General features: G+C 39.2%; 35 protein-coding genes. 29 read left to right on the top strand and 6 right to left on the bottom strand.

The window, feature by feature from the left end; translation table 11 throughout:
* Positions 1 to 3 precede the first annotated feature (3 nt).
* Genes QRN68_RS10545 through QRN68_RS10560 form a run of 4 tightly spaced genes read right to left on the bottom strand, consistent with a single transcriptional unit; the run spans position 4 to position 1,191 of the window.
* Positions 4 to 318: a hypothetical protein gene (locus QRN68_RS10545; RefSeq protein WP_285396840.1), complete on the bottom strand. Its 315-nt coding sequence runs from the start codon at positions 316 to 318 to the stop codon at positions 4 to 6.
* Complete coding sequence (locus tag QRN68_RS10550; RefSeq protein ID WP_285396841.1) at positions 315 to 755, bottom strand: hypothetical protein; 441 nt, start codon at positions 753 to 755, stop codon at positions 315 to 317. The genes QRN68_RS10545 and QRN68_RS10550 overlap by 4 nt, the downstream gene beginning before the upstream one ends.
* On the bottom strand, positions 752 to 961 hold the full coding sequence (locus tag QRN68_RS10555; protein ID WP_285396842.1) for a hypothetical protein: 210 nt from the start codon (positions 959 to 961) through the stop codon (positions 752 to 754). Before QRN68_RS10555 ends, QRN68_RS10550 begins: the two co-directional genes overlap by 4 nt.
* Positions 958 to 1,191, bottom strand: coding sequence for a hypothetical protein (locus tag QRN68_RS10560; protein WP_285396843.1), 234 nt, complete (start codon positions 1,189 to 1,191; stop codon positions 958 to 960). Before QRN68_RS10560 ends, QRN68_RS10555 begins: the two co-directional genes overlap by 4 nt.
* Before the next feature lie 300 nt (positions 1,192 to 1,491).
* Between QRN68_RS10560 and rpiB the strand changes: the two genes are divergently transcribed.
* The 3 genes from rpiB to glyA all read left to right on the top strand — a co-directional run bounded on the left by rpiB (position 1,492) and on the right by glyA (position 3,879).
* Complete coding sequence (gene rpiB, locus QRN68_RS10565; RefSeq protein WP_285396844.1) at positions 1,492 to 1,929, top strand: ribose 5-phosphate isomerase B; 438 nt, start codon at positions 1,492 to 1,494, stop codon at positions 1,927 to 1,929.
* 105 nt (positions 1,930 to 2,034) lie between these two features.
* On the top strand, positions 2,035 to 2,577 hold the full coding sequence (locus QRN68_RS10570; RefSeq protein WP_285396845.1) for a TIGR01440 family protein: 543 nt from the start codon (positions 2,035 to 2,037) through the stop codon (positions 2,575 to 2,577).
* A gap of 60 nt (positions 2,578 to 2,637) precedes the next feature.
* Positions 2,638 to 3,879, top strand: coding sequence for a serine hydroxymethyltransferase (glyA, locus tag QRN68_RS10575; RefSeq protein ID WP_285396846.1), 1,242 nt, complete (start codon positions 2,638 to 2,640; stop codon positions 3,877 to 3,879).
* A gap of 38 nt (positions 3,880 to 3,917) precedes the next feature.
* Here glyA and QRN68_RS10580 read toward each other — a convergent pair whose 3' ends face one another.
* Positions 3,918 to 4,091, bottom strand: a complete 174-nt coding sequence (locus QRN68_RS10580) for a hypothetical protein (RefSeq protein ID WP_285396847.1) — start codon at positions 4,089 to 4,091, stop codon at positions 3,918 to 3,920.
* 366 nt (positions 4,092 to 4,457) lie between these two features.
* Here QRN68_RS10580 and QRN68_RS10585 point away from each other — a divergent pair, with 366 nt between their 5' ends.
* The 18 genes from QRN68_RS10585 (at position 4,458) to QRN68_RS10670 (ending at position 20,930) form a co-directional block, all read left to right on the top strand.
* Positions 4,458 to 6,617: a bifunctional diguanylate cyclase/phosphodiesterase gene (locus tag QRN68_RS10585; RefSeq protein ID WP_285396848.1), complete on the top strand. Its 2,160-nt coding sequence runs from the start codon at positions 4,458 to 4,460 to the stop codon at positions 6,615 to 6,617.
* Between the two features lie 126 nt (positions 6,618 to 6,743).
* A complete protein-coding gene (gene upp / locus QRN68_RS10590; protein WP_285396849.1) occupies positions 6,744 to 7,373 on the top strand; it encodes a uracil phosphoribosyltransferase in 630 nt (209 codons plus the stop codon).
* Between the two features lie 307 nt (positions 7,374 to 7,680).
* Entirely contained in the window at positions 7,681 to 8,802 is a 1,122-nt protein-coding gene (wecB, locus tag QRN68_RS10595; RefSeq protein WP_285396850.1) for a non-hydrolyzing UDP-N-acetylglucosamine 2-epimerase, read from the top strand.
* A gap of 518 nt (positions 8,803 to 9,320) precedes the next feature.
* The gene (locus tag QRN68_RS10600; RefSeq protein ID WP_197139682.1) at positions 9,321 to 9,692 is read left to right on the top strand and encodes an ATP synthase subunit I; all 372 of its coding nucleotides are present in this window, start codon (positions 9,321 to 9,323) and stop codon (positions 9,690 to 9,692) included.
* 36 nt (positions 9,693 to 9,728) lie between these two features.
* The gene (atpB, locus tag QRN68_RS10605) at positions 9,729 to 10,451 is read left to right on the top strand and encodes a F0F1 ATP synthase subunit A (protein WP_285396851.1); all 723 of its coding nucleotides are present in this window, start codon (positions 9,729 to 9,731) and stop codon (positions 10,449 to 10,451) included.
* Positions 10,452 to 10,514: 63 nt separating this feature from the next.
* Positions 10,515 to 10,739 (top strand): F0F1 ATP synthase subunit C, encoded by a 225-nt coding sequence (gene atpE / locus QRN68_RS10610; protein ID WP_004269474.1) that lies wholly within the window; start codon positions 10,515 to 10,517, stop codon positions 10,737 to 10,739.
* 173 nt (positions 10,740 to 10,912) lie between these two features.
* Positions 10,913 to 11,437 (top strand): F0F1 ATP synthase subunit B, encoded by a 525-nt coding sequence (atpF, locus tag QRN68_RS10615; protein ID WP_285396852.1) that lies wholly within the window; start codon positions 10,913 to 10,915, stop codon positions 11,435 to 11,437.
* A complete protein-coding gene (locus tag QRN68_RS10620) occupies positions 11,434 to 11,970 on the top strand; it encodes a F0F1 ATP synthase subunit delta (RefSeq protein ID WP_285396853.1) in 537 nt (178 codons plus the stop codon). The genes atpF and QRN68_RS10620 overlap by 4 nt, the downstream gene beginning before the upstream one ends.
* Before the next feature lie 28 nt (positions 11,971 to 11,998).
* Positions 11,999 to 13,507, top strand: coding sequence for a F0F1 ATP synthase subunit alpha (gene atpA, locus QRN68_RS10625; protein ID WP_285396854.1), 1,509 nt, complete (start codon positions 11,999 to 12,001; stop codon positions 13,505 to 13,507).
* Positions 13,508 to 13,554: 47 nt separating this feature from the next.
* On the top strand, positions 13,555 to 14,412 hold the full coding sequence (atpG, locus tag QRN68_RS10630; RefSeq protein WP_285396855.1) for an ATP synthase F1 subunit gamma: 858 nt from the start codon (positions 13,555 to 13,557) through the stop codon (positions 14,410 to 14,412).
* Between the two features lie 48 nt (positions 14,413 to 14,460).
* On the top strand, positions 14,461 to 15,876 hold the full coding sequence (gene atpD / locus QRN68_RS10635) for a F0F1 ATP synthase subunit beta (protein ID WP_285396856.1): 1,416 nt from the start codon (positions 14,461 to 14,463) through the stop codon (positions 15,874 to 15,876).
* Positions 15,877 to 15,900: 24 nt separating this feature from the next.
* Positions 15,901 to 16,308 carry a F0F1 ATP synthase subunit epsilon gene (locus tag QRN68_RS10640; RefSeq protein ID WP_285396857.1) on the top strand — a complete coding sequence of 136 codons (408 nt, stop codon included), beginning with the start codon at positions 15,901 to 15,903 and terminating at the stop codon, positions 16,306 to 16,308.
* 104 nt (positions 16,309 to 16,412) lie between these two features.
* A complete protein-coding gene (locus QRN68_RS10645) occupies positions 16,413 to 16,652 on the top strand; it encodes a DUF1146 family protein (protein WP_285396858.1) in 240 nt (79 codons plus the stop codon).
* A 458-nt stretch (positions 16,653 to 17,110) separates the two neighbouring features.
* Positions 17,111 to 18,424 carry a UDP-N-acetylglucosamine 1-carboxyvinyltransferase gene (murA, locus tag QRN68_RS10650; RefSeq protein ID WP_285396859.1) on the top strand — a complete coding sequence of 438 codons (1,314 nt, stop codon included), beginning with the start codon at positions 17,111 to 17,113 and terminating at the stop codon, positions 18,422 to 18,424.
* A 204-nt stretch (positions 18,425 to 18,628) separates the two neighbouring features.
* Positions 18,629 to 18,760, top strand: coding sequence for a hypothetical protein (locus QRN68_RS10655; protein ID WP_285396860.1), 132 nt, complete (start codon positions 18,629 to 18,631; stop codon positions 18,758 to 18,760).
* 77 nt (positions 18,761 to 18,837) lie between these two features.
* A complete protein-coding gene (spoIID, locus tag QRN68_RS10660) occupies positions 18,838 to 19,773 on the top strand; it encodes a stage II sporulation protein D (RefSeq protein WP_285396861.1) in 936 nt (311 codons plus the stop codon).
* Between the two features lie 37 nt (positions 19,774 to 19,810).
* Positions 19,811 to 20,485: a M23 family metallopeptidase gene (locus QRN68_RS10665; RefSeq protein ID WP_285396862.1), complete on the top strand. Its 675-nt coding sequence runs from the start codon at positions 19,811 to 19,813 to the stop codon at positions 20,483 to 20,485.
* 184 nt (positions 20,486 to 20,669) lie between these two features.
* Positions 20,670 to 20,930, top strand: a complete 261-nt coding sequence (locus QRN68_RS10670) for a sporulation transcriptional regulator SpoIIID (protein WP_010858004.1) — start codon at positions 20,670 to 20,672, stop codon at positions 20,928 to 20,930.
* A gap of 141 nt (positions 20,931 to 21,071) precedes the next feature.
* Here the strand turns inward: QRN68_RS10670 and QRN68_RS10675 are convergent, their stop codons facing one another.
* Positions 21,072 to 21,209 carry a hypothetical protein gene (locus QRN68_RS10675; protein WP_285396863.1) on the bottom strand — a complete coding sequence of 46 codons (138 nt, stop codon included), beginning with the start codon at positions 21,207 to 21,209 and terminating at the stop codon, positions 21,072 to 21,074.
* A 262-nt stretch (positions 21,210 to 21,471) separates the two neighbouring features.
* Here QRN68_RS10675 and mreB point away from each other — a divergent pair, with 262 nt between their 5' ends.
* From mreB to QRN68_RS10715, 8 genes are all read left to right on the top strand, one after another.
* Positions 21,472 to 22,467 (top strand): rod shape-determining protein, encoded by a 996-nt coding sequence (gene mreB, locus QRN68_RS10680; protein WP_285396864.1) that lies wholly within the window; start codon positions 21,472 to 21,474, stop codon positions 22,465 to 22,467.
* 21 nt (positions 22,468 to 22,488) lie between these two features.
* A complete protein-coding gene (locus tag QRN68_RS10685) occupies positions 22,489 to 23,322 on the top strand; it encodes a flagellar hook-basal body protein (RefSeq protein ID WP_285396865.1) in 834 nt (277 codons plus the stop codon).
* A gap of 24 nt (positions 23,323 to 23,346) precedes the next feature.
* Positions 23,347 to 24,186: a flagellar hook-basal body protein gene (locus QRN68_RS10690; protein ID WP_285396866.1), complete on the top strand. Its 840-nt coding sequence runs from the start codon at positions 23,347 to 23,349 to the stop codon at positions 24,184 to 24,186.
* A 42-nt stretch (positions 24,187 to 24,228) separates the two neighbouring features.
* Positions 24,229 to 24,513, top strand: a complete 285-nt coding sequence (locus QRN68_RS10695) for a DNA-directed RNA polymerase subunit beta (protein ID WP_285396867.1) — start codon at positions 24,229 to 24,231, stop codon at positions 24,511 to 24,513.
* Positions 24,514 to 24,596: 83 nt separating this feature from the next.
* Positions 24,597 to 24,815 carry a hypothetical protein gene (locus tag QRN68_RS10700; protein WP_285396868.1) on the top strand — a complete coding sequence of 73 codons (219 nt, stop codon included), beginning with the start codon at positions 24,597 to 24,599 and terminating at the stop codon, positions 24,813 to 24,815.
* Positions 24,754 to 25,197 (top strand): 3-hydroxyacyl-ACP dehydratase FabZ, encoded by a 444-nt coding sequence (fabZ, locus tag QRN68_RS10705; RefSeq protein WP_285396869.1) that lies wholly within the window; start codon positions 24,754 to 24,756, stop codon positions 25,195 to 25,197. The genes QRN68_RS10700 and fabZ overlap by 62 nt, the downstream gene beginning before the upstream one ends.
* A gap of 155 nt (positions 25,198 to 25,352) precedes the next feature.
* Positions 25,353 to 25,736: a hypothetical protein gene (locus tag QRN68_RS10710; protein ID WP_285396870.1), complete on the top strand. Its 384-nt coding sequence runs from the start codon at positions 25,353 to 25,355 to the stop codon at positions 25,734 to 25,736.
* Between the two features lie 109 nt (positions 25,737 to 25,845).
* Positions 25,846 to 26,274 carry a hypothetical protein gene (locus QRN68_RS10715; protein WP_285396871.1) on the top strand — a complete coding sequence of 143 codons (429 nt, stop codon included), beginning with the start codon at positions 25,846 to 25,848 and terminating at the stop codon, positions 26,272 to 26,274.
* Positions 26,275 to 26,781 lie beyond the last annotated feature (507 nt).

The raw sequence follows: 26,781 nt of genomic DNA on the forward strand, positions 1-26,781 counted from the left end.
ATTTTAAACTGTAGCAAACTCGAGTGAAGATCTCGAGTTTGCTGCAGTTTTTTTGTATTTCATATTAAATGTAAAGTGATGGGAGGAAGAGGCAGAGCGGCGGATGGAAGAGCTAGGGCGATGGAAAGAAGCCAAGCGACGGATAGAAGAGTCAAGGTGATGGATAGAAATAAGGAAGTGACGGAAAGAAGGGTCCGAGCGACGGATAGAATCAAAGAAGCGACGGATAGAATCAATGAAGTGACGGAAAGAAGAGCCGAAACGACGGATAGCCAAAGAAGTGACGGAAAGAAGAGTCCAAGCGACGGATAGAATCAAAGAAGCGACGGAAAGAAAAGCCGAAACGACGGATAGCCAAAGAGGCGACGGAAAGAAGGGTCCGAGCGACGGATAGAATCAATGAAGCGACGGAAAGAAGAGGCTGAGCGATGGATAGAAAGGTAGAATCGACGGATAGAACAGCCAAAGTCGTGGGTAGAACCGTCAAAGTCGTGGATAGAACAGCCAAAATCGTGGATAGAACCGTCAAAGTCGTGGATAGAACAGCCAAAGTCGTGGATAGAACAGCCAAAGTCGTGGATAGAACAGCCAAAATCGTGGATAGAACCGTCAAAGTCGTGGATAGAGCAGCCAAAGTGATGGATAGCTCCGTTAAATCGGCGGATAGGGCCGGCGAAGCGACGGAAAGAAGGGCCAAAACGACGGATAGCCAAAGAAGCGACGGAAAGAAGAGTCCGAGCGACGGATAGAATCAATGAAACGACGGAAAGAAGAGTCGAAACGACGGATAGCCAAAGAAGTGATGGAAAGAAGAGTCCAAGCGACGGATAGAATCAAAGAAGCGACGGAAAGAATCAAGGAAGCGACGGAAAGAAGAGCCGAAACGACGGATAGCCAAAGAAGCGACGGAAAAAAGAGTCCAAGCGACGGATAGAATCAAAGAAGCGACGGAAAGAATCAAGGAAGCGACGGAAAGAAGAGCCGAAACGACGGATAGCCAAAGAAGCGACGGAAAAAAGAGTCCAAGCGACGGATAGAATCAAAGAAGCGACGGAAAGAAAAGCCGAAACGACGGATAGCCAAAGAGGCGACGGAAAGAAGGGTCCGAGCGACGGATAGAAAGGTAGAAGCGACGGATAGAACAGCCAAAATCGTGGATAGAAACGTCAAAGTCGTGGATAGAGCAGCCAAAGTGATGGATAGCCCCGTTAAATCGGCGGATATTGATATAGTATGTCCACTGTAGTTGAAAGGCTAAAAAAACTTCGGAAGATGGAATATTACAACAATAGATTAGAATCCGAATTTATCAACATGATATTCACATTATCCACAGAAAAATGGATTTGAAAGTGAATGATTTTATGTTAATATACAAGAAACGTTCGTCTTTTAGGGGAAATCAGCATAAAAATGCAAGAAAAATCATGTTATTTATGAGATAGAAGTGGTACACTAGTGTTGACTATAATTTCGAAATGAGGGAACCCAGTGAGAATAGCAATTTCTTCTGATCACGGAGGCAATAATTTACGTCGTGAGATTATGCAACTGTTAGATGAGCTAAATATTAGCTACGAAGATTTTGGTCCACAATCTGCGGATTCAGTAGACTATCCTGATTATGCAAAACCAGTTTCTGAAGGTGTTGCTAGCGGGGAATTTGATAAAGGTATTTTAATTTGTGGGACAGGCATTGGTATGTCTATTGCTGCTAATAAAGTTAAGGGGATTCGTTGTGCTTTAGTGCATGATGTATTTAGCGCAAAGGCAACGCGTTGTCACAATGATTCAAATGTTTTAGCGATGGGTGAGCGTGTTGTTGGGCCAGGCCTTGCACTTGAAATCGTTAAAACGTGGCTTGAAACAGATTTTGAAGGTGGTCGTCATACACGCCGCATTGAAAAAATCGCTGAGCTAGAGCAATAAGTAAAGTAATTATATTTGTTACCTCATGTCATAAGCTAGCCAGTTTTAACAAAGGCTTTATAGTGCGTGACATAAATAGATATATAAATAAAGGGGCTGAGCATCTTGGTTGTACAACAAATACGAACACATTTGACTCAGTTACTCAGTGAATTTGAAGAGCGGGTAACCCTACGACCGAATACAATTTTTGTCGTAGGCTGCTCAACATCTGAAGTGATTGGTCAGAAAATTGGCACAGCAGGAGCGCTTGAAATTGGAGAGGCGATTTTTGAGCCGTTGCAGGCATTTGCAAAGAAACATCAGCTGCATCTAGCGTTCCAAGGCTGTGAGCATATTAATCGTGCTATTACAATGGAAGCAACAACTGCAGAACAATTTGGCTATGAACCAGTAACCGTTGTACCAGTGCGTACAGCAGGTGGCTCGATGTCCGCTTATGCGTTTACGCAATTTACAAATCCAGTTGTTGTAGAAGCTGTGCAAGCAAATGCAGGTATTGACATTGGTCAAACACTCATTGGTATGCATTTAAAGGCAGTAGCCGTACCAGTTCGTACTTCTGTGCGAATGGTAGGAGAAGCAGTTGTAACGATTGCAACAACACGTCCGAAGCTAATTGGCGGAGAACGTGCAGTATATAAATAAAACTACCTCTGAAATCAGTGGTATACAAATGACGATTATACTTAGGAGGCTTTTTCGAACATGGCATACGAAAAATTAGCAGTACAAGACAAAGCAGTATTAGATGGGATTCTTGCGGAAAAGAAACGTCAACAAGCAAATATCGAGTTAATTGCATCAGAAAACTTTGTTTCTGAAGCAGTAATGGAAGCACAAGGTTCTGTTTTGACAAATAAATATGCTGAAGGTTATCCAGGTAAACGCTACTATGGCGGTTGTGAACACGTAGATGTTGTGGAAGATATTGCACGTGATCGTGTAAAAGAAATCTTTGGTGCAGAATACGCGAACGTTCAACCACACTCTGGCGCACAAGCAAACATGGCTGTATACCACACAATTTTAGAACCAGGTGATACAGTTCTTGGGATGAATCTTTCTCATGGCGGTCACTTAACGCATGGATCTCCTGTAAACTTCTCAGGTATTCTTTATAATTTCGTTGAATATGGCGTAACGAAAGATACACAAGTAATCGATTATGAAGATGTACGCCAAAAAGCATTAGAGCATAAACCAAAACTAATTGTTGCAGGTGCATCTGCATACCCACGTGAAATCGATTTCGCTAAATTCCGTGAAATCGCTGATGAAGTAGGAGCATACTTCATGGTGGATATGGCACATATCGCGGGTCTTGTAGCTGCTGGTGAACATCAATCACCAGTACCATACGCTGATTTTGTGACATCTACAACACATAAAACATTACGTGGCCCACGCGGTGGTTTAATCCTTGCTTCGAAAGAATGGGAGCAAAAGCTTAATAAATCTGTATTCCCAGGTATCCAAGGTGGACCATTAATGCACGTGATCGCTGCAAAAGCTGTAGCATTCGGTGAAACATTACAACCAGAATTCAAAGAATATGCAAAACAAATTAAAGCTAATGCTAAAGCTTTAGCAGAAGTATTAATTGCAGAAGGTGTTGAAATTGTATCTGGTGGTACTGATAACCACTTGTTACTTCTTAATGTGAAATCTCTTGGTCTAACAGGTAAAGTAGCAGAACACGCACTTGATGAAGTAGGGATCACAACAAATAAAAATACAATTCCTTACGATACAGAATCTCCATTTGTAACTTCTGGTATCCGTATTGGTACACCAGCTGTGACATCTCGTGGCTTCAAAGAAGAGGACATGAAAGAAGTTGGTGCAATTATTGCAACAGTTCTTAAAAACCCAGAAGATGAAGCAGTCAAAGCTGAAGCGAAAGATCGCGTAAAAGCTTTAACTGACAAGTATCCATTATACGCATAATTTAATATAAAAGAGGCTGTGACATAACTGGCCAAAACCTAAAAAGCGCGAGAAATCAATTTAGCAACGTTGATTTCTCGCGTTTTTTTGATGTTAAATTTAGTGTTGTATGAAGATAGATGTCGATATTTTTCAAAAGTTGGTTGATAAACTAAAAAAGTTGGTCGATAAACAATCAAAAGTTCTCGACAAATCTCAAAACTGCAGCTCATTAAAGATTTCTGTTGCTGCCGTTGCGCTCCACTCCAATTTCGCTGCAGACAGCCTCTTATTATTTAGGAAACTGTAAGAAGCATCTTTTCTGGTACGCAACTTTTGGTTCATTACCAAAAGTTGCGTATGATAGTTGCCCTGTATATTAGTTGATCTTCGTTACGGCTGGACGCCTCCAGTCGGAACGGACACCAACCACACGTTATGGTGATGAGCCTTAAACCTGGTAGAAAAGGCTATATTATAGTAGATTGTGGACAAGTGGTGTCCTGATAAAGATGAAATTTTTATGAAAGTGACAATTTATTGAATTTTTTATGTACAATGTAAGAGAGAATTGAAGCAATCGAGGGAGGAGGGGCTGGATGGTTACTAAAGAGATGGTCGTAGAAAATGAAATGCTATTAAATACAATTCGAAGATTAGCTAATAATTCTAAGGAAAGGTACGTTATTTTTGATGCAACAAATAATCATTGCGTATTGGAATGTAATGATTCTTTTTGTGTGCTTACAAATACTACACGATCCCAAATAATAAATAACGATTATTTTTCATTGCTGTCAAACGAAGAACAGATGACAACTATTGAAATGATTAAACAAAAAATACATAGCGGAGTTATGGTGCAAGCAAAATTGCACCATAGTTGCTTCGATAAACCTCCTTTTTGGGCAGAGATACAAGCACTTCCATTTCAAAATAATAAAAATGAAACATTATTTGTATTAGTACTTGTGAAGGATGTGACGTATTATCACACTGAGGAATTTTTAATACGTCTTGAGAAAGCAATGTATGAAGCGATTGAAAAGGACAATTCCTTTGATAAAAAGATGAGCATTATTTGCAATGGCTTAGATGAATTTTTTATGCCAAATACATCAAGTATGATCCTTGTCAAAACGGAAGCAAATCAATTGCAAGTTTTTAGAGGGAATAATAAAACAAAAGGTATATCGCAGCGTTGTGAAAACAAGGGATTTTTTAAAGAAGTCATGACAGGGAAAACATCCATTCTAGTTAAGAACTTGGATGAAATTGATATTCCAAAAGAACATAAAATATTTGCCTATTCATCTAAAAAGCAATTTGCATGGTTTATGCCCATACACAATCAACAACAGCAAGCAATTGGATTGTTTGCGATATTTTTAAAGCAACATCATAGTGACCAAGAGTTTTTTGAGAACATGTTTCGCAAAATTGGTGCGCTTGTTGCATTGGCACACTCGTATGCAAAAACGCAGAAAAAGATATGGGATTTAGCCTATACCGATATCACAACGGGGCTACCTAATCGACATAGTTTTTTAAATAAGGTAGAAAGAGAGAAAGAATGCGGTCAAAATGGCAATATCAAAATCGTAAAGCCAAGCGAATTTCATCAAATTGTGGAGTTATATGGCCGTGAAGCGGGAGACGAGCTTTTAAGACAAATTGCCAATCGTCTAAATGAACAGCAGAATGAACACAACGAATATATTGCTAGATTTACTAGCTCTAGTTTAATCATTTCAAAAGCGACAGCCAATGAAGATTTCTTATATTATGAATTGCGTATAAAAGAGATCATTCGTCAGCCTTTTATTGTGGGTGGAAAGCAAATTTATATTACACTGAAAACGGGCATTGCTCCATTTAACGGTGAGATCAATATTGCTGACGCGATTCGCTTCGCAGATAATGCTGTATCCTTTGCGGCTGATAAACCGGGTACTCATATGGAAATATTCACACAAGAAAGAAATGATGTGCTTGAGCAGCAAATGACAGTGTTAAACCATTTGGCACAAGCGTTAAAAAACAAAGAAATCTCGGTAAATTTACAGCCAAAGGTTGATTTACGAACGGGTGAAATTCAAAGCATTGAAGCACTGGCCCGTTGGATTTCTCCGGAACTTGGCTTTGTGTCACCAGCGATTTTTATTCCAGTGGCGGAAAGTGCGGGAAAGGTACGAGAAATCGATATTCAAATATTAGAAATTGTACTTTCATGGTTAGCGGAGCGTAAGAGATTAGGGAAAGAATTAGTGAAGGTCGCGGTAAATATTTCACCTAATCATTTTTACTATGCTAACTTTGTACAGGATACGTTACAGCTCGTTCAGAAATACGATATTGATCCGAAATATATCATTTTAGAAGTGACAGAAAATATTGGTCTAGTTGATTTTCAGACAGCTTTTTCTATTATCCAAGAATTAAAGGGCTATGGCTTTAAAACGTCAGTGGATGACTTTGGAACGGGCTTTTCATCATTAAGTTATTTACAAAGACTGCCGTTTACGGAATTGAAAATAGATCGAAGCTTTATTAATGCTATTAATGATGCTGCGACGCTCGCTGTTGTTCAATCTATTATTCAATTAGCATTAAATCTAGGGATGACTTCGGTTGCAGAAGGTATTGAAAGTAAAGAACAGGCTGAGATTTTACGTACCCTCGGCTGTACAGTAGGGCAAGGATATTTCTATTACAAACCGATGCCAATAGAACAGTTAGATGCAATACTCGATAAATAATCGCTAGTATATGTAGGAAACATTCTAGAAAAGGAGTTGTCCCAAATTAATTTTTGAGACGACTCCTATTTTCTGTTATACTAGGTGAGATAAAAATGAAATCCGAACGGTTAGGAGAGAATCCCTTTGAGCAAAGTATACGTATTTGATCATCCACTAATCCAACACAAATTAACTTATATTCGCGATAAGAATACAGGAACAAAAGAATTCCGTGAGCTAGTAGACGAGGTCGCAACATTAATGGCATTCGAAATTACACGCGATTTACCAGTAGAGGAAATTGAAGTTGAAACACCTGTTACAACTGCTAAAACAAAAGTACTTTCTGGTAAAAAAATTGCGATTGTACCGATTTTACGTGCAGGTATTGGCATGGTAGATGGCGTATTAAAGCTAATTCCAGCGGCAAAAGTAGGTCATATCGGTCTTTATCGTGATCCAGAAACATTAAAACCTGTAGAGTACTATGCAAAACTTCCTGCAGATGTTGAAGAACGTGATTTCATCATCGTAGACCCAATGCTTGCTACGGGTGGATCAGCAGTGGAAGCGATCAACTCACTGAAAAAACGTGGTGCGAAAAGCATTAAATTCATGTGCTTAATCGCTGCGCCAGAGGGTGTAAAAGTTATTCAAGATGAGCATCCAGATGTAGATATTTATATTGCTGCACTTGATGAAAAATTAAATGACCACGGCTATATTGTACCTGGTCTAGGTGATGCAGGAGACCGTCTATTCGGTACGAAATAATATCACAAGGTTCACCACTGAAAGTTAGGATGACATTTTGATAATATGTATGTCATGTTGATAAGTTGATTGGAACGGAAATCAACCCCACGTTATGATGATGGGCCAATAATAAACAGTTGAATCAATTGAGTTTGTAATTTTTAAGCAACTTATAACTTTTGAAAGCGTCCTTCAACATTGAAGGACGTTTCCTAGTATGTTTAGGCGGTACTTCTTTTGAAGTCTGATGCTTGCCTTATCTGGCGCAGATCAATGGGAGTAAAGCACTTTTCATATACTATAATAAAGGACGGTGCAAATCGTTTTGACGAAAAAATGGAAAGTAATGACGATTTTCGGTACGAGACCAGAGGCTATTAAAATGGCTCCACTTGTATTGGAATTACAAAAGCATTCTGAGCAAATTGAATCGATTGTTACGGTAACAGCCCAACATCGCCAAATGCTCGATCAAGTATTAGAAACATTTAAAATCACACCAGACTACGATTTAAATATTATGAAAGATCGTCAAACATTAATCGACGTGACAACTAATGCATTACAAGGCTTAGACAAAGTTATGAAAGAAGCAAAGCCTGATATTGTTTTAGTACATGGCGATACAGCTACAACTTTCATTGCAAGCTTAGCTGCATTTTATAACCAAATTGCTATCGGACATGTAGAGGCAGGTCTACGTACGTGGAATAAATATTCACCATACCCAGAGGAAATGAACCGCCAGTTAACAGGTGTTATGGCTGACCTTCATTTCGCGCCGACAGAAGTGTCAAAGAAAAATCTTTTAGATGAAAATAAAAACGCTGAAACTATTTTTGTGACTGGTAATACTGCGATCGACGCATTAGCTACTACAGTAAGTGAACATTATTCACATCCGGTCTTAGAAAAAATAGGTACAGATCGTATGATTCTATTAACCGCACATCGTCGTGAAAACCTAGGTGAACCAATGCGTCATATGTTCCGTGCCATTACTAGAATTTTAGCAGAGCATGAGGATGTACAAGTTGTTTACCCAGTGCATATGAACCCGGCTGTACGAGAAATTGCTAATGAAATTTTAGGAGATCACAAGCGTGTACATTTAATTGAACCTCTTGAAGTCTTTGATTTCCATAACTTTGCGGCTAATTCCTATATGATTTTAACTGATTCTGGTGGCGTCCAAGAAGAAGCTCCTTCATTAGGTAAACCAGTTCTAGTGCTTAGAGACACAACAGAGCGTCCAGAAGGTATTGCAGCAGGGACATTAAAGCTAGCAGGTACGGAAGAAGAAACAATCTATTCGCTAGCGAAACAATTAATAGAAGATACAAATGCCTATGAAGCAATGGCAAAAGCATCAAATCCATATGGAGATGGACATGCTTCTGAGCGTATCGTAGAGGCTCTTCTAAGATTTTTACAAAAAGACAAGTAATGTACTATTTTTAGAACTAAAAAAATGAGTCTAATGTACCTATTGTGATAGGGGGGCTAATTTACGAGCGAAAACGCGTCGTAAATTAGCTTTTTTTTGCATGAGTGCGAAATCTAGTTTTGAAACTATGAAATTTCATACACAAATTTGTCAACAATTTGACAAGAATATAGAGGCTGTGAAGTTTTTCTCCTTTACTAATTGACTTCAAATATCTCCTATTGTATGCTTACAAAGGGTAAGAATGATAAGGGTTTCTGTTCGTTAATAGACGTTGAAACGCTTGTTATATCAAGTTTCTACTAAATTGACAGTTCAAACTAAAGCTGTCGGTTTGCAACGTTTTGTGCGTTTCGGGGTGTAAGACATTTTTTTGAATTTACACCTGTAATTTCAAAAGGCCTCTCCCGTTACTATTCCGCTGTGAGTAGTGTTTTTCACTGCTCTTTTCTGATTTCACATAGTGGTCAGCAAACACTTTCTTTACTCGAAAAAATGATTCAGGAGATTATAAACCAATGCTAGATTTGCATCACATTTTTGCTGTGCAGAAGAGAGCGTTATTTTTTTTGCTCGCACTCTGTGCATTAGGCTGGGGATTTACACCCTATCAGACGGTTTTTGCAGGCATCGCAATCGGTGCATTCTTTGGTACATATAATTTTTGGATTTTAGTTCGCCGTATGGAGAAGTTTGATCGATCCATTAGTGAAGGGAAGAAGATAGGCTCACTTGGTACAATGCTTCGTTTTGGATCAGGTGTGGCGGCAGTCGCTCTTGCAATTTCGTTGCCAAACTATTTTCACTTAATTAGCACGGTCATAGGGCTAATGATTCCGTACGTTTTTCTCTTTGTCGAGAGAATTGTATCACATGTAAGGAACCGCTAATGTGCTTTAAATTAGAAAGAGAGGTGAAAAATAACAATGAATCATGAAGCTCCATTAAAAACGGTTGACTTTGGTCTGTTTTCACTAACATTCAACCTTTCAACTGTTATGATGTTACTAGTTGCGGCTTTAATCGTTTTCTTAATCGCGGTTATCTCAACTAGAAGCCTAAAGTTAAAACCTACTGGTATGCAAAACTTTATGGAATGGATTATGGATTTCGTAAAGAACATCATCAAAAGCAACATGGACTGGAAAACTGGTGGACGATTCCATATTTTAGGTATCACACTTATTATGTTTATCGCAGTATCTAACTTATTAGGTCTTCCATTCTCAATCATCTATGATGGCACACTATGGTGGAAATCCCCTACAGCTGATCCAACTGTTACTATGACGCTTGCAGCAATGATTTTAGTTTTAACTCATTACTACGGTATTAAAATGAGAGGTACAGGTAATTATGTTGGTACATTCTTCAAGCCAATGTCATTCATGTTCCCATTAAAATTAGTAGAAGAGTTCGCAAACACTTTAACATTAGGTCTTCGTCTTTACGGTAACATTTATGCGGGTGAGATTTTACTAGGCTTACTTGCAGGTTTAGCATCAACAGGTGCTATGGGATTCATCGGAGCAATTGTTCCTACGATAGCATGGCAAGGTTTCTCTATTTTCATCGGCTTTATCCAAGCCTTTATCTTCACAATGTTAACAATGGTTTACATGGCTCATAAAGTGAGCGATGACCATTAATATAAAGCATATATTTTATGCTTGAACCAAAAAAACAAACAATTCCAAGGAGGAAATTTTCAAATGACAGGTTCATTAGGTTTATTAGCAGCAGCAATCGCAATCGGTTTAGGTGCACTTGGTGCAGGTATCGGTAACGGTCTTATCGTATCAAAAACAGTAGAAGGTATCGCTCGTCAACCAGAAGCTCGTGGCGTTCTTCAAACTACAATGTTCATCGGGGTTGCATTAGTTGAAGCCCTACCGATCATCGCAGTAGTAGTAGCATTCATCGTAATGAACAAATAATTCAGTTGTACACTGAATTTTACTAGTGGCGAAGCAGGATTCTCAGATGAAACTTCGCCATTCATTTTGGAACTGATAAAAGCTATGTGTAAATATAGCTTTTTAAAATAGGTAGTTTTTCAAGTAATTATAATTATGTTGAAGTCAAAGCTCTTGAAGGGAGTGAAACAATCGTGTTTTTAGATTATCTTGTACTAGGTTCAAGCACTGGTGGAGGTTTCAATAGTGGTGATATCGTATCAACATTAGTGATTTTCTTAGTGCTAATGCTATTACTTAAAAAGTTCGCTTGGGGTCCACTTATGGGCATCATGCAACAACGTGAAGAATTAGTAGCTAGTGAAATCGAAGCTGCTGAAAAAGCTCGCAAAGATTCGCATCAATTCTTAGAAGAACAAAAGAGCCTTCTTAAAGAAGCTCGTACGGAAGCACAATCGATTGTTGAAAGCGCTAAGAAGCAAGGCGAAGTGCAAAAAGAAGAAATTCTTACTGTAGCTCGCAATGAAGCAAACCGCTTAAAAGAATCGGCTTTACGTGAAATTGAGTCTGAAAAAGAAAAAGCTATTGCAGCTGTACGTGATGAAGTCGTTTCATTATCTGTACTTGCAGCATCTAAAGTCCTTAGCAAAGAGATTTCTGAGGCAGACAACCGTGCTCTAATTGAAGAGACGATTGCGAAGGCAGGGGAAGCTCGATGAGTAATTCAACTGTAGCAAAACGTTACGCTCAAGCGCTTTTTGAATTAGCGCAACAAAAAAACATTCTTGCTGAAGTTGGAGCAGACTTAAACGAACTAACAAATGTTGTCAAAGAATCTCCAGATTTTTTTACACTTTTAAATGCTCCTAAGTTCTCTATCGAACGCAAGAAACAAATGATAGCTGAAATCTTCGCTGGTGCAACTCCAGAAGTTTTACACACAGTTCAACTACTTGTTGAGAAAAAACGTGTAAACGAAGTGAAGCTAATCGCAACAGCATATGCTGAACTTGCTGCACAAGCACAAGGTATTGCAGATGCTACTGTATTTTCAACTCGTGCACTTTCTGCTGAAGAGAACGCTAATATTTCGGCAGCGTTTGCAAAACTTGTTGGGAAACAATCATTAAACATTACAAACGAAATCGATCCATCTTTACTTGGTGGGGTTCGTGTTCAAATCGGTAACCATATTTATGATAGCTCAGTAGCGAACAAGCTTGAGCGTCTAAAACGTGAATTAATCGGTTAATAATTTAGAAATGTGAGAGGTGACATACATGGGCATCAAGGCTGAAGAAATCAGCAGTCTGATTAAACAACAGATTGAGAATTATGAATCTGAACTTAAAGTAAGCGAAGTTGGTACAGTTATCCGTATTGGTGACGGTATCGCTCTTGCTCATGGCCTCGACAACGCCATGGCTGGAGAACTTTTAGAGTTCTCTAACGGTGTTATGGGTATGGCTCAAAACCTAGAAGAAGGTAACGTTGGTATCGTAATCTTAGGTCCATACACAGACATCAAAGAAGGCGATGAAGTTCGTCGTACAGGTCGTATCATGGAAGTACCAGTTGGTGAAGAACTAATTGGTCGTGTTGTAAACCCACTTGGTCAACCAGTGGATGGACAAGGTCCTATCAACACAACAAAATCTCGTCCAATCGAAAGTCCAGCTTTCGGTGTAATGGCTCGTAAATCAGTACACGAACCACTACAAACTGGTATCAAAGCGATCGACGCTCTAGTACCAATCGGTCGTGGTCAACGTGAGTTAATCATCGGTGACCGTCAAACTGGTAAAACATCAGTAGCGATCGATGCAATTCTTAACCAAAATGACCAAAACATGATTTGTATCTACGTTGCAATCGGTCAAAAAGAATCTACTGTACGTGGTGTAGTAGAAACTCTTCGTAAAAATGGCGCTTTAGATTACACAATCGTTGTGACAGCTTCTGCTTCTCAACCAGCTCCATTATTATTCTTAGCACCACTTGCTGGTGTATCTATGGCAGAAGAATTCATGTTACAAGGTAAACACGTTTTAATCGTGTATGATGATCTTTCTAAACAAGCATCAGCTTACCGTGAACTTTCACTTCTTCTACGCCGTCCTCCAGGTCGTGAAGCTTACCCTGGTGACGTTTTCTACTTACACAGCCGCTTACTTGAACGTGCTGCGAAGTTAAATGAAACATATCAAAATGGTTCTATTACAGCTCTTCCATTCGTTGAGACACAAGCTGGGGATATCTCTGCATACATCCCAACTAACGTAATCTCAATTACTGATGGACAAATTTTCTTACAATCTGACTTATTCAACTCAGGTGTACGTCCAGCGATTAACGCCGGTCTTTCTGTATCACGTGTAGGTGGATCTGCTCAAATTAAAGCGATGAAAAAAGTTGCGGGTACACTACGTCTTGACTTAGCTGCATTCCGTGAGCTTGAATCATTTGCTCAATTCGGTTCTGATTTAGATAAAATCACACTTGGTAAACTTGAGCGTGGTAAACGTACGGTTGAAGTTCTTAAACAAGACCTAAACAAACCACTTAAAGTTGAAAAGCAAGTTGCTATTCTTTATGCATTAACTAAAGGTCACTTAGATGATATTCCAGTACAAGATATCGTTCGCTTTGAAGGTGAATTCTTAAGCTGGTTAGATACAAACCACACAAACGTTTTAGATCACGTTCGTACTACAAAAGAGCTTGCTCCTGATGCGGATTATGTTGAAGCAATCAATGCATTCAAAAAAACTTTCGCTAAATCAGAATAAGTTCGAGATAGTCACTTGATTAAAAAACAAAAGGTGGTGAAATACCAGTGGTAAACTTACGCGAAATTAAAGGTCGTATTACTTCAACAAAGAGTACGAAACAAATTACGAAAGCGATGCAGATGGTTTCTTCTTCAAAGTTACGTCGTGCAGAGCAAAACGCTAAAGCGTACGTTCCTTACATGGAAAAAATCCAGGACGTAGTAGGCGCAATCGCTTCAGGAACAAAAGACAGTGGACATCCAATGTTAACTGCTCGTCCTGTTAAGAAAACAGCTTACTTAGTCATTGGTTCTGACCGTGGTCTTGCAGGTGCTTACAACTCAAGTATCCTACGTCAAGTACAACGTACAATTGACGAGCGTCATAAATCAAAAGACGAATACGTTATTTTAGCGGTAGGTCGTGTTGTTCGTGATTACTTTGTGAAACGTGATCATAATGTCATCAGCAGTGTGGTTGCTCTTCCTGACCAACCATCATTCGCTGATATTAAAGAAATCGCTCGTAATGCTGTTGGTATGTTCATTGACGGTACGTATGATGAACTTTATATGTACTACAATCACTTTGTCAGCGCAATTGCTAACGAAGTGACAGAGAAAAAACTTCTTCCATTAACGGATCTTGCACCTGCTAGCAGTAATGCTTCTTACGAATTTGAGCCATCTGGTGAAGCAATTCTAGAAGTATTACTTCCACAATACGCGGAAAGCTTAGTTTACGGGGCATTATTAGATGGGAAAGCAAGTGAACATGCTTCTCGTATGACTGCTATGAAAAATGCAACTGATAATGCATCTGATCTTATTTCAGACCTTTCATTGCAATATAACCGTGCACGTCAAGCAGCAATTACACAAGAAATTACAGAAATCGTTGGTGGAGCTGCAGCCTTAGAATAGGCCAGCTTCCCAATGTCGTATAAGAATACGATAGGAGGGTACACAGTAATGAATAAAGGACATGTTATTCAAGTAATGGGTCCAGTTGTTGACGTAAAATTCAGCAATGGCCAATTACCAGCAATCTATAACTCACTAACAGTTAAGATTGAACGTCCTAATGAAGAACCAACAATTCTTGCATTAGAAGTTGCTCTTCATTTAGGTGATGATTCTGTTCGTACAATTGCAATGTCATCTACGGATGGCTTACAACGTGGAGCAGAAGTAACAGACTCAGGAAAAGCTATCTCAGTACCAGTTGGTGAAGTTACTTTAGGGCGTGTATTCAACGTACTAGGAGAAGTAATCGACTTAGGTGAAGAGATTCCAGCTGACGTTCGTCGTGATTCGATTCACCGCGAAGCACCAGCTTTCGATGAACTTTCAACTACAGTTGAAATTCTTGAAACAGGTATCAAAGTAGTAGACTTATTAGCACCATATATCAAAGGTGGTAAAATCGGTCTATTCGGTGGTGCCGGTGTAGGTAAAACAGTATTAATCCAAGAATTAATCAACAACATCGCACAAGAGCACTCAGGTATCTCTGTATTCGCTGGTGTAGGTGAGCGTACTCGTGAAGGGAACGACTTATTCTTCGAGATGAGCGATTCAGGCGTTATCAAGCAAACAGCGATGGTATTCGGTCAAATGAACGAGCCACCAGGTGCGCGTATGCGTGTAGCTTTAACTGGTCTTACAATGGCAGAATACTTCCGTGATGAGCAAGGTGCTGACGTACTTTTATTCATCGACAATATCTTCCGTTTCACACAAGCAGGTTCTGAGGTTTCTGCCCTATTAGGTCGTATGCCTTCTGCGGTAGGTTACCAACCAACACTTGCAACTGAAATGGGTAAATTACAAGAGCGTATCACATCTACTAACAAAGGTTCTGTAACTTCTATTCAAGCGATCTATGTACCAGCCGATGACTATACTGACCCGGCGCCAGCTACAACTTTCGCCCACTTAGATGCAACTACTAACCTTGAACGTAAATTATCAGAAATGGGTATCTACCCTGCGGTTGACCCATTAGCTTCGACTTCTCGTGCTTTATCACCAGAAATCGTAGGCGCTGAGCACTACGCAATTGCTACTGGTGTACAACGTACAATCCAACGTTACCGTGAACTACAAGATATCATTGCTATCTTAGGTATGGATGAGTTATCTGATGAAGATAAACAAACAGTAGAACGTGCTCGTCGTATTCAATTCTTCTTATCTCAAAACTTCCACGTTGCGGAACAATTTACTGGTCAAAAAGGTTCTTATGTACCTGTTAAAGAAACTGTTCGCTCATTCAAGGAAATCCTTGATGGCAAATGGGATCACCTACCAGAAGATGCTTTCCGTCTAGTTGGTTCTATTGATGAGGTAGTTGAAAAAGCGAAAAGCATGGGCGTAGAGGTTTAATACTAGGGACGAGGAGGAAAAAATATGAAGACAGTTCTAGTCAATATTGTCACTCCCGACGGCCCAGTATACGATTCTGAAGTATCAATGGTAATCGCTAAAACAACTTCAGGAGAAATCGGTGTTCTTGCAGGCCATATTCCTATGGTCGCTCCACTTGCAATTGGTGCAGTGAAGCTTAAAAAAGAAAACGGTTCTACTGAAATGGTTGCTTTAAGCGGTGGTTTCATTGAAGTTCGTCCTGATAAGATTTCAATTTTAGCTCCTTCTGCTGAAATTGCTGATAACATCGATGTTAAACGTGCTAAAGAAGCCGTTAAACGTGCTGAAGGACGAATTCAAAGTAAACAAGACAACATTGATTTCAAACGTGCTGACCTAGCATTAAAACGTGCGTTGAATCGTATCAACGTTCATGAGGGTAATATCTAATTCAAATTTTAACGGGCAGATTCAATATCTGTCCGTTTTTTAACTTTATCCCAAATGCAACCAATCGCGAGTGTTGCTAGAGGAATAAATATGGAGGAAACAACATGGAAATATATGAGGCAATAGGACAAGAATCTTTAATAGGCATTTTATCGCATATATTTTTTATCGCTATTGCTTTTTACGCGCTACAAGCTTTGATGCTAGAAAAGCTTTTCAAGAAGAATAAAGTATTTCAAATTCAATTAATTTATATTTTATTAAGCATTACGATAGGATCAGCTGTTTCAAATTTCTTTCTCCAAATTTCAAACTGGTCAGGGAAACTTCCGTATTTATTTTAATAGCTCCTTATGACTATCTTTTTTGTTAGTAATTGAAAACTACATATTTCACAGGACTTTATAACATAATTATGTGGTCCTTTGAAATATGTAAAAATAAGCTTAACTACCTCATAGGTGCTAAGATCAATGCGGGTTTAAGTTATTTCTCAGTGGATGTCCAAACATTCGCTGAAAGAAGTCTTATTAGATTTTGTTTTTTGTTCATAAATTTTTGGGTATGTATTAGAAATTAACGCTTTTCTTCCATGTTATTGGTCATTCACAAAAAAAAAAATCATGCGTACAATAAATTAATAGCAAAATATCAATAAATGTCTTAAAATAGTGATTTGGATACTTGAACGAGCGTAAGAAAAGTTGTACTATAGAGTTGTTTGTTTACTGATTATGACATTATACTTCTTGTTAAAATAAAAATTTGATAGGTTAATAGATTGAATTCGGAGGGACATAAGGTGGAAAAAATAATAGTGACTGGCGGCAAAAAGCTACAAGGAAAAGTACGTGTAGAGGGCGCAAAGAATGCAGTGTTACCAATCCTGGCGGCGGCTTTACTTGCTTCTAAAGGAGAAAATGTAATTAAAGAAGTCCCTAACTTAGCAGATGTCTTCACAATAAACGAAGTACTTAAAAGTCTAAATGCGGCAGTTACATATATACCTGAGGACAATACAGTATATATAGATACAACAAAAGAACTTTCTAGTGAAGCTCAGTTTGAATTTGTCAGTAAAATGCGTGCATCGATTTTAGTGATGGGTTCTTTACTTGCTCGAAATGGCTATGCTCGTGTTGCTTTACCAGGGGGCTGTGCAATCGGTTCTCGTCCAATTGAGTTACATTTAAAGGGCTTTGAGGCTATGGGAGCAAAAATCTCTTTTGGTCATGGATATGTAGAAGCGAAAGCTGATGGAGGTTTAAAAGGTGCCAATGTGTATCTGGACTTCCCAAGCGTTGGGGCAACAGAAAATATTATGACGGCTGCAGCTTTAGCAAAAGGAACAACTGTCATTGAAAATGCTGCAAAAGAGCCTGAAATTGTAGATCTTGCAAACTTTATTAATGGTATGGGTGGTCGTATTTTCGGTGCAGGTACGAATACAATTCGTATCGAAGGTGTCGATACATTGTATGGAACAGAACATCATATTATTCCTGACCGTATTGAAGCAGGCACATTTATGGTTGCAGCAGCAATTACAAAAGGCGATGTAACAATTGAAAACGCTGTTCCTGAGCATATGACAGCATTAATTGCAAAGATGCGTGAAATGGGTGTAGAAATTACGGAGCTAGATGAAGGCATCCGTGTAAGTGCTCCTAATACATTAAAAGCTGTTGATATTAAAACAATGCCACATCCAGGCTTCCCAACAGATATGCAATCTCAAATGATGGCATTGATGTTAACTGCTGAAGGTACGAGTATTATTACGGAAACGGTTTTCGAAAATCGTTTTATGCATGTTGAAGAATTCCGTCGCATGAATGCCGGCGCTAAAATAGAGGGACGTTCTGTGTTTATCGAAGGGCCTGTAAATCTTCAGGGTGCTGAAGTTATGGCGACTGATTTACGAGCTGCGGCTGCACTAATTTTAGCAGGTCTTGTATCTGAAGGTGTGACTAGAGTTACAAAACTTCATCACTTAGATCGTGGTTACGTTGATTTCCACGGCAAATTAGCTTCACTTGGCGCAAATATTGAACGTGTACCAGCTGAAGATGTTATCATTCAAGAGAAATCAACAGTTGAATTACCAACAAACTAAATAGATTTCAAAACCCTTTGCTTAGTTGCAGAGGGTTTTTTCTTTATAGTATGTGAAAGAGAAGCGAGAGCTACATGAAAAGCAAGTACAACACCATATAAGAAGATGTTAGATCCTATTTTGGTGCTTTTTTAAGGCTCATCGGACGCCCCCAGAAGCTTTGCTCTGTGCGAAAGCGAAGCGACAGCTACAATTGTTTTATCTGTGCGAAAGCGAAGCGTCGGCGACAAATGTTTTATCTGTGCGAAAGCGAAGCGTCAGCGACAAAGCGCCCAGCCGGAACGGAAATCGACCCCACGTTATGGTGAAGTACCATTTTTAGATAGCCCTCTCTAGTAATGTTTTCTCATGCGTACCGAAGCTTACTGCGCCCAGGTCCACATAATTTGAAGAGTTTGAGCATATTATTCCTTATGAAAAAATGGATAACGAGTATAGGCATAGTTTGTTTGATTGGAGCATTATATATGCTTCCTGTGGCATTTAGTGAGAAACGTATGGCTGAGGATTTACCTTCAACGACAGAGCAAGCCTGTGAAATATTTATAGAAGTGGAGGGACAACAGGAGAAAATCCCTTTAGAAACGTATGTGACTGGTGTAGTGGCTGCAGAAATGCCTGTTTCATTTAAAAAAGAAGCTTTAAAAGCGCAGGCGATTGCAGCGAGAACATACGCATTGAAATCGACAAATTACGGTAAAATAGCTATCGCGCCTACAGTTGCTAGACAGGTTTTTTACAATAAGGAGCAAAGAAAAGCGAACTGGACTAGCAATTTCCCGGGGAATGAAAAGAAAATTGTCGAGGCCATTAACGAAACGAAAGGACAAGTTCTTCTATATAATAATGAATTAATTACGGCAATGTTTCACTCTACTAGCAATGGTAAGACAGAAAGTGCCTATGGTTATAGCGGCAATGATCTACCATATTTACAAAGCGTTGCAAGTATATCTGATCAATCATCACCAAAGTTTTCAGCTATAAAGGAATGGACATTAACTGAATGGAATGCACTGTGGCCTGTTAAATGGCAAGCAAGTGATTTCAACCGTGTACAGTATTTTTTAAATGATTCAGGACGTGTTGAGCGCATGCAGCTAGGCAAGAATGTGTGGTCAGGTCGAGAAGTTCGAACACTTTTACAAATACCATCAACTGATTTTAAGATTTCCTATAATACGGCTACAGGAAATGTGCAGGCTAGCACGAAAGGATATGGGCATGGGGTAGGAATGAGTCAATACGGAGCAGCGGCTATGGCAAGTGATGGGAAAACTGCTGCCGAAATTTTACACTATTATTATCAAGATATTGAAATAAAATCGATAGATGCATGTTTAAAATAACTTCTAGTTGTTCACACTGCAACTAGAGGTGATGAAAATGAGAGAGGATAAAAATAGTAAAACTTCTCAAAATCAAAATGAAAAAGTTCAATTACAGAAGAAACCGTGGTTTTGGCCAGCAGTTTACGGTGGTGGCGCTCTAATGCTAGCAGGAATGCTATTTGGATACAATAGTCTTGTATCTCAAGTAGAAGAGGCTCCACTACCAAATGTAGCAGAAGTAGATTCAGGTCCTGTAGTTGAAACAAATGCACGCACTGAAAATATGAAGTACCCATTCAAGGAAGCAGATTTAGGTAAAGTTCAAGTTTCACAAGAGTTTTACGAAGTAGAGGCTAATGCAGAGTCGCGTGAAAAAGCACTTATGGTATTTAATCAAACATTTACGACATCTTCTGGTATTTCTCTTTCTATGAATGGTGAAGAATTCGAAGTACTTGCTGCTATGAGTGGTAAAGTAAAACAAGTAAAACTTGATGCATTTACAGGCAATAAAATTGTGATTGAGCATGCAAATGGTATACAAACACAATATAGCTCTGTAAAAGACATTGCTGTCAAGGAAGGCGATGAGGTAACACAAGGTCAAGCGCTTGGAAAAGCAACTGACAATGAGTGGAACCAAGCAGCTGGCGTTCACTTGCATTTTGAAGTACTAGAAAACGGAAAATATATTAATCCGAAAAAATTACTAGCCTTTGAAAATAAGTAAATCTTAAATTCAGTATTTCAATGAGAAAAACAAATACTAAAAACTGCATAAAAAATCAGTATTTTAACATGAAAATGTAAAACGTGTTCTGAATAGCTTTGTCCTCACATAAGGTGAAGAAATGCGCAGACGTGCATCTGATGCCGAAGCCATTTTGTGAAATTGTGTGGAAAGGACGAAGAACGTGCACGAGCACATTCGGAAGCGCTGCATACGCCTCGGTGAATTATTAATTGAGACGCGTGAAACTGTGCGTGTCCTCGCGAAAATGACAGGTTATTCAAAAAGTACGGTGCATAAAGATTTAACAGAGCGATTGCCAACAATTCATGAAGGATTAGCTGAGCAAGTAAAGGAAATTCTCGCCTATCATAAGGCCGTACGTCATATTCGTGGAGGAGAGGCAACGAAAAACAAGTGGAAAGAAAGAGCGAGTCAAGAATGATTCGTTCTTTTTTTGTTTGCACAGGACAAGTTAGATACTTATTTTCTGCATACTAAAAATTCTAAAAACAGCCATCTTTAAAGGCTACTCACCATAACGTAGGGTTGATTTCCGTTCCGACTGGGCGCTTTGTAGCTGTCGCTACGCTTTCGCTACAGAAAACATTTGTTGTTGCTGACCCTTCGCTTTCGCACAGAGCAAAGCTTCCTGGGGGCGTCCGCTGAGCCGCTTTACTCGCGTTGCTCGCTCCGGGGTCTCATCTGTGACGCTAATTCCCATGGAGTCGCCCAGTCGGAACGAAGATCAACTTATATACATTGCATACGTTTTAACAAAATGACACACCTAGCTTTAGGTAATGAAACAAAAAGATTCTTTAAACGATTTCTTCTTTTCTATGACTGTTCATATAATTGAAACAAAACAGTTCCGTTCACTAAAATTAGGTGAAATTACCAATAGAATATGATAAAATATTCTAGATAAACAGATAAAATGAACGTTATGTAGTTAGGAACTGGCGGGAAGGAGAAATTATAAAATGTTTTCTAAAGATATAGGCATTGACTTAGGAACTGCGAACGTGTTAATACACGTTAAAGGTAAAGGAATCGTCTTAAATGAACCATCTGTTGTGGCGATTGATAAAAAAACAAATAAAGTATTAGCGGTAGGGGAAGAGGCCCGCCAAATGGTAGGGCGTACGCCAGGGAATATAACTGCAATTCGCCCATTACGAGATGGTGTCATTGCAGACTTTGACGTTACAGAAGTCATGCTAAGACATTTCATCAATAAGTTAGATGTAAAAGGATTTTTAGCTAAGCCACGTATTTTAATTTGCTGTCCAACGAACATTACTAGTGTTGAGCAAAAGGCTATCCGAGAAGCCGCAGAAAAATCAGGTGGAAAAAAAGTATACTTAGAAGAAGAACCAAAAGTGGCAGCAATTGGGGCAGGCATGGATATATTCCAACCTAGCGGCAATATGGTAGTCGATATTGGCGGCGGCACAACAGATGTTGCAGTCCTATCAATGGGTGATATTGTAACAAGTGAATCCATTAAGGTGGCAGGCGACGTTTTTGATAATGATATTTTACAATATATTAAAAAGGAATATAAATTGCTAATTGGTGAACGTACTGCAGAAGCCATTAAAATTACAATCGGTACAGTCTTTAAAGGTAGCAGAAACGATTCAATGGATATTCGTGGTCGTGACATGGTGACAGGTTTACCACGTACAATAACAATTTACTCTGAGGAGATTGAACGTGCATTACATGAATCAGTTGCTATGATTGTTCAATCTGCAAAAAATGTTTTAGAAAAAACGCCACCAGAGCTATCAGCTGATATAATTGATCGTGGGGTAATTATTACTGGCGGTGGTGGACTACTACATGGTATGGACCAGCTATTAATCGAAGAGTTAAAGGTACCTGTGTTCATTGCAGAGCACCCTATGGATTGTGTAGCAATTGGTACAGGCATTATGCTTGAAAATATTGATCGAGTACCCGCATCCTTATAAAAATTTAATGAGGTGATTCCTTTGTTTAAAGGGTTTTATACAGTTGCAACTGGTATGATTGCACAACAAAGAAGAACAGAACTACTAACCAATAATTTATCAAATGCGAATACACCAGGGTTTAAGGCAGACCAATCAACAATTCGTTCATTTCCCGATATGCTCATGTCAAGCGTAGGAAAAACAAATGCACCTGCCAATCAACAAGCAGGCTCTCAATATATGAGTCCAGTTGGAGCATTAAATACTGGGATTTATATGCAAGAAACATTGCCAAACTACATACAAGGCCAAATCTATAGTACAGATTTCACGACAGATATGGCTTTGATTGATGGATCCTTACCACAAAATGATGATGGCGTCGCAGGATCTATTTTCTTCCGTTTAGCTCATCCAGAAGGTGGCGAGGCATATACACGTAACGGGAACTTTACTTTAGATGGTCAAGGCTATTTAGTAAATCCACAAGGACTGTATGTGTTATCAGACAGAGGTCAACGCATCCAGCTACCGAATGATGATTTCCGCCTAGATGAGAACGGAGCAATTTATGTTAATGATCAGCAAGTAGCACGTGTTGGAGTATCATATGCGGCGAATCCGAACATGCTACGTAAACAGGATAATGGCTTAATTCGAACAGAAAACGGTGCAAATTTACCGACAGCTTATGGAACGAATGGTGTATCCTTTACATTGCGTCAAAATTATCTAGAGGGCTCAAATGTAGATTCTAGTCGCACAATGACAGATTTAATGACAGCATATCGCGCTTTCGAAGCTAACCAAAAAGTGTTACAAGCTTATGATCGCAGTATGGAAAAAGCTGTTAATGAAATCGGGAAAGTATAATAGGCGAACAGGAGGCGTTTGAACATGCTACGTACAATGATGACTGCAACAAATACAATGGGGCAATTACAAAATAAACTAGATACAATTAGTAATAACATTGCCAATAGCAATACACTTGGCTTTAAATCACAAGAAGCTACATTTAATGAAATGCTTTATCAGCAATTTAATAATGATAAACAAGACCGTGCTGACCGACAATCACCTGTTGGCATCCGTTATGGTTCAGGTGCAATGCTTGGACAAATCCAATCAAATCACAAGCAAGGCTCCCTACAAACAACAAATCGTGACCTTGATTTAGCTTTCACAAAACCGAAGCAATATTTCAATATTTTAATGCCAGATGGTGAAAATGGCACGAAAACAGTGTATACTCGTCAAGGTGACTTTTATTTGTCACCATTAAATAATGGAACAGTAATGGTTGTAAATGCAGATGGATATCCATTGGCAGATTCAACAGGACAAGCTATTACATTACCAGGTAATGTACAAAATGTTGCTGTACGCAACGGCGGTGTTTTAGAGGCAGCGTATCCGAATGGGGATATTATTCGTACTGATTTAGCAGTGACAGAATTTCAAAAGCCACAGCTAATGGAGCATATTTCTGGCTCCTACGTTGGATTGCCGAATAACCTCGCTCAGCTTGGATATACACAAGCTGACGTTGTCACTGAATTACGAGGAGCAAATCGTCAACAAATTGGCATGCAAAACGGTGCGCTAGAAATGTCGAATGTAAATCTTTCAAAAGAAATGACGGATTTAATACAAACACAGCGCTCGTATCAATTCAATGCAAGAGCGGTAACTTTAGCAGACCAAATGCTTGGGCTCATTAATGGTATTCGATAGGAAATCCGTTATTACTGTTTAGAATGAAGAGGAGTACAATCTATGACAAACGATTCAAGTCGACGTTCTGTGCAAACAAAAGAAACCGATACGCCACCAGAAGAGAAGGAACACGGCTCAAATGGAGAGCAACGAGAGGTTCGATGGGTGCAAATACGGCTGATTCCGATTTGGCTACGCGTTGTACTTATTATCGTCTTAGTTGTTGTTGCTGCAATTTTAGGTGCATTGATTGGCTATAGTGTTATTGGAGAAGGTAAAGCCATGGATGTTTTTAAACCAGAAACTTGGCAGCATATATTTGATATTATGAATGGTAAAGAATAATATTATTCTTTACCATACTTTGTTTTACATAATTATTTATCTTCATTCAGTAGACACCTACTGAAGAGGAACTCAGGCTAAGAATGCCACGTCCTGTGGCAATTTATCTGTGCGAAAGCAACAAATGTTTTCTGTGCGAAAGCAAAGCGACAGCTACAAATGTTTTCTGTGCGAAAGCGAAGCGACAGCTACAATTACGCCAAGGCGAAATTGATATTGATACATTGAGGGGGAAAAGAAATGTTAACAGTAGAGCAAATTCAAGCAATTTTACCACATCGTTACCCATTTTTATTTGTTGATCGAATTGTTGAATTAGAAGAAGGGAAGCGTGCAGTAGGCTTAAAAAACGTCTCTATGAACGAGGACTTTTTTAATGGGCATTTCCCAGGCTATCCAGTAATGCCAGGCGTTTTAATTGTAGAGGCGCTAGCACAAGTTGGTGGAGTAGCATTATTAAATGCAGATGAATTCAAAGGTCGTCTAGCTTTCTTGACGGGTATTGATAATTGTCGTTTCAAGCGCCAAGTAGTACCAGGAGATCAACTTCGATTAGAAGTAGAGTTCGTGAAACTACGTGGAGTAATGGGCAAAGGTCATGGTGTGGCAACAGTCGATGGAGAGCTAGTATGTGAAGCAGATATTCTATTTGCTATTGGACCCGAGCAGCCAAAACAGGTGTAATTTGCAATTGTAGGTTAAAAGATATAAAATAATTATGTCGAATAATGTCTTTACTGTTAATCTTTTTAACAGTTTATTTGTTTTATAAAATGCAATTGTGAATTGAAATACATGTAATTTTAGTTTTGTTTTTAAAACGTAGGAGGATTATATAGATGTATAAGGAATTGTCTTCAGGTGTTAAAATTAGCATTACGCGTTCGATTTCAACATCTTTCGAATCATACTTAGCAAGTATTGATTGGAAAGAAGAGCGTTTCTCTATGGAAGACTTCATTGCTAGCTGGCAAACTTATTTTCAAGAAAATGCCGCATGGATCGAAAAAATCCCAGCAAATGTTTTGATGAGTACTGAATTCCATGAAGAGATGGCACAGAAAATCGACGAAGTAATTGCAAAAATTTTAAATGAAGAACCAACGGCTAAGCAAATCGAAACAATCAATGCCTTGCAAAAAGAGCTAGGTACAAACCATAGCTATAACTGTAAAGCAGAAGCATCGTACATTGAACAATTGTTAAAAGAAAAACAAAAATAGTTTGTACGAAAATCGGATAGTTCCCTCCTTTCCCGGGCAATCTATGTAGGATCACAAATGCACACGTTGTATTTGATGACATAGCACCCAAGAAAGGAGGTTTTTTCATATGTGGAAAATGTCATTTTTAGCCATTATCCTTGCTGCTTTATTCCTTGGAGGTTGTAACTGGGGAAACAAAGCTGTTGAAACAAAACCAGTCGAGAATGTTAAATACGACGTTCGAAAAGGTGTAGATAAAGTAGAAGACGTTGTAGATCCGACTAAGAGACATGACGTCTACAATCGTGACGTGAATGGTACCGTTATTCCTGAAGCTACAACACCAGGAACAACAGTACCAAGAACAACGACTCCAGGAACGACAGTACCAAGAACAACAGCTCCAGGAACAGTAGCTCCAGGAACAACAACAACTCCAGGAACAGTAGCTCCGGGAACAACAACAACTCCAGGAACAATGACACCAGGGACAGTAGCTCCAGGAACTAACGGCGTTGTTAAAGAAAAAGTTGTCGAAGAGAAAGTTACACGATAATATAAAAAAAGAGTGCTTCCAAATGGAGCACTCTTTTTTTCATTAGCAGGGAAGATGATGAATACCGCGCGTCAGGGATGAATATTCGCGGACGGAGTGAATACCCGCGCGGCAAGGGTAAATACCCGCGGAAGCGAGTGAAATACCCGCGCGGCAAGGGTAAATACCCGCGGAAGGAGTGAATACCCGCGCGGCAAGGGTGAATACCCGCGCGAAGGGGGTAAATACCCGCGGAAGCGAGTGAAATATCCGCGCGAAGAGGGTAAATACCCGCGGAAGGAGTGAATACCCGCGCGGCAAGTGTAAATACCCGCGGAAGCGAGTGAAATCATAGCTGTCAACTTTAGATTTAAAAACATCTATTTGATATTTTTTTTAAGAGGAACGATGAGTTTCACTTCTGTTGAAAGATGGAATAGTATTTTTAGGCAATACTAAATAAACCATCCTGTTTGATATGGTTATATTTGGTAATTTCTATTCAGAATTGAAGGCGTTTAAAGGCGG

Origin of the sequence: Lysinibacillus sp. fls2-241-R2A-57 (genome assembly GCF_030209535.1) — a bacterium.
GTDB lineage: Bacteria > Bacillota > Bacilli > Bacillales_A > Planococcaceae > Lysinibacillus.

Coding starts and splice junctions, on each gene's coding strand:
- glyA (WP_285396846.1), top strand. CDS start 2,638: ATGGCATACGAAAAATTAGCAGTACAAGACAAAGCAGTATTAGATGGG.
- QRN68_RS10580 (WP_285396847.1), bottom strand. CDS start 4,091: ATGAGCTGCAGTTTTGAGATTTGTCGAGAACTTTTGATTGTTTATCGA.
- QRN68_RS10585 (WP_285396848.1), top strand. CDS start 4,458: ATGGTTACTAAAGAGATGGTCGTAGAAAATGAAATGCTATTAAATACA.
- QRN68_RS10600 (WP_197139682.1), top strand. CDS start 9,321: ATGCTAGATTTGCATCACATTTTTGCTGTGCAGAAGAGAGCGTTATTT.
- atpB (WP_285396851.1), top strand. CDS start 9,729: ATGAATCATGAAGCTCCATTAAAAACGGTTGACTTTGGTCTGTTTTCA.
- atpE (WP_004269474.1), top strand. CDS start 10,515: ATGACAGGTTCATTAGGTTTATTAGCAGCAGCAATCGCAATCGGTTTA.
- QRN68_RS10620 (WP_285396853.1), top strand. CDS start 11,434: ATGAGTAATTCAACTGTAGCAAAACGTTACGCTCAAGCGCTTTTTGAA.
- atpA (WP_285396854.1), top strand. CDS start 11,999: ATGGGCATCAAGGCTGAAGAAATCAGCAGTCTGATTAAACAACAGATT.
- atpD (WP_285396856.1), top strand. CDS start 14,461: ATGAATAAAGGACATGTTATTCAAGTAATGGGTCCAGTTGTTGACGTA.
- QRN68_RS10640 (WP_285396857.1), top strand. CDS start 15,901: ATGAAGACAGTTCTAGTCAATATTGTCACTCCCGACGGCCCAGTATAC.
- QRN68_RS10645 (WP_285396858.1), top strand. CDS start 16,413: ATGGAAATATATGAGGCAATAGGACAAGAATCTTTAATAGGCATTTTA.
- spoIID (WP_285396861.1), top strand. CDS start 18,838: ATGAAAAAATGGATAACGAGTATAGGCATAGTTTGTTTGATTGGAGCA.
- QRN68_RS10665 (WP_285396862.1), top strand. CDS start 19,811: ATGAGAGAGGATAAAAATAGTAAAACTTCTCAAAATCAAAATGAAAAA.
- QRN68_RS10675 (WP_285396863.1), bottom strand. CDS start 21,209: ATGGGAATTAGCGTCACAGATGAGACCCCGGAGCGAGCAACGCGAGTA.
- mreB (WP_285396864.1), top strand. CDS start 21,472: ATGTTTTCTAAAGATATAGGCATTGACTTAGGAACTGCGAACGTGTTA.
- QRN68_RS10690 (WP_285396866.1), top strand. CDS start 23,347: ATGCTACGTACAATGATGACTGCAACAAATACAATGGGGCAATTACAA.
- QRN68_RS10695 (WP_285396867.1), top strand. CDS start 24,229: ATGACAAACGATTCAAGTCGACGTTCTGTGCAAACAAAAGAAACCGAT.
- QRN68_RS10700 (WP_285396868.1), top strand. CDS start 24,597: ATGCCACGTCCTGTGGCAATTTATCTGTGCGAAAGCAACAAATGTTTT.
- fabZ (WP_285396869.1), top strand. CDS start 24,754: ATGTTAACAGTAGAGCAAATTCAAGCAATTTTACCACATCGTTACCCA.
- QRN68_RS10710 (WP_285396870.1), top strand. CDS start 25,353: ATGTATAAGGAATTGTCTTCAGGTGTTAAAATTAGCATTACGCGTTCG.
- QRN68_RS10715 (WP_285396871.1), top strand. CDS start 25,846: ATGTGGAAAATGTCATTTTTAGCCATTATCCTTGCTGCTTTATTCCTT.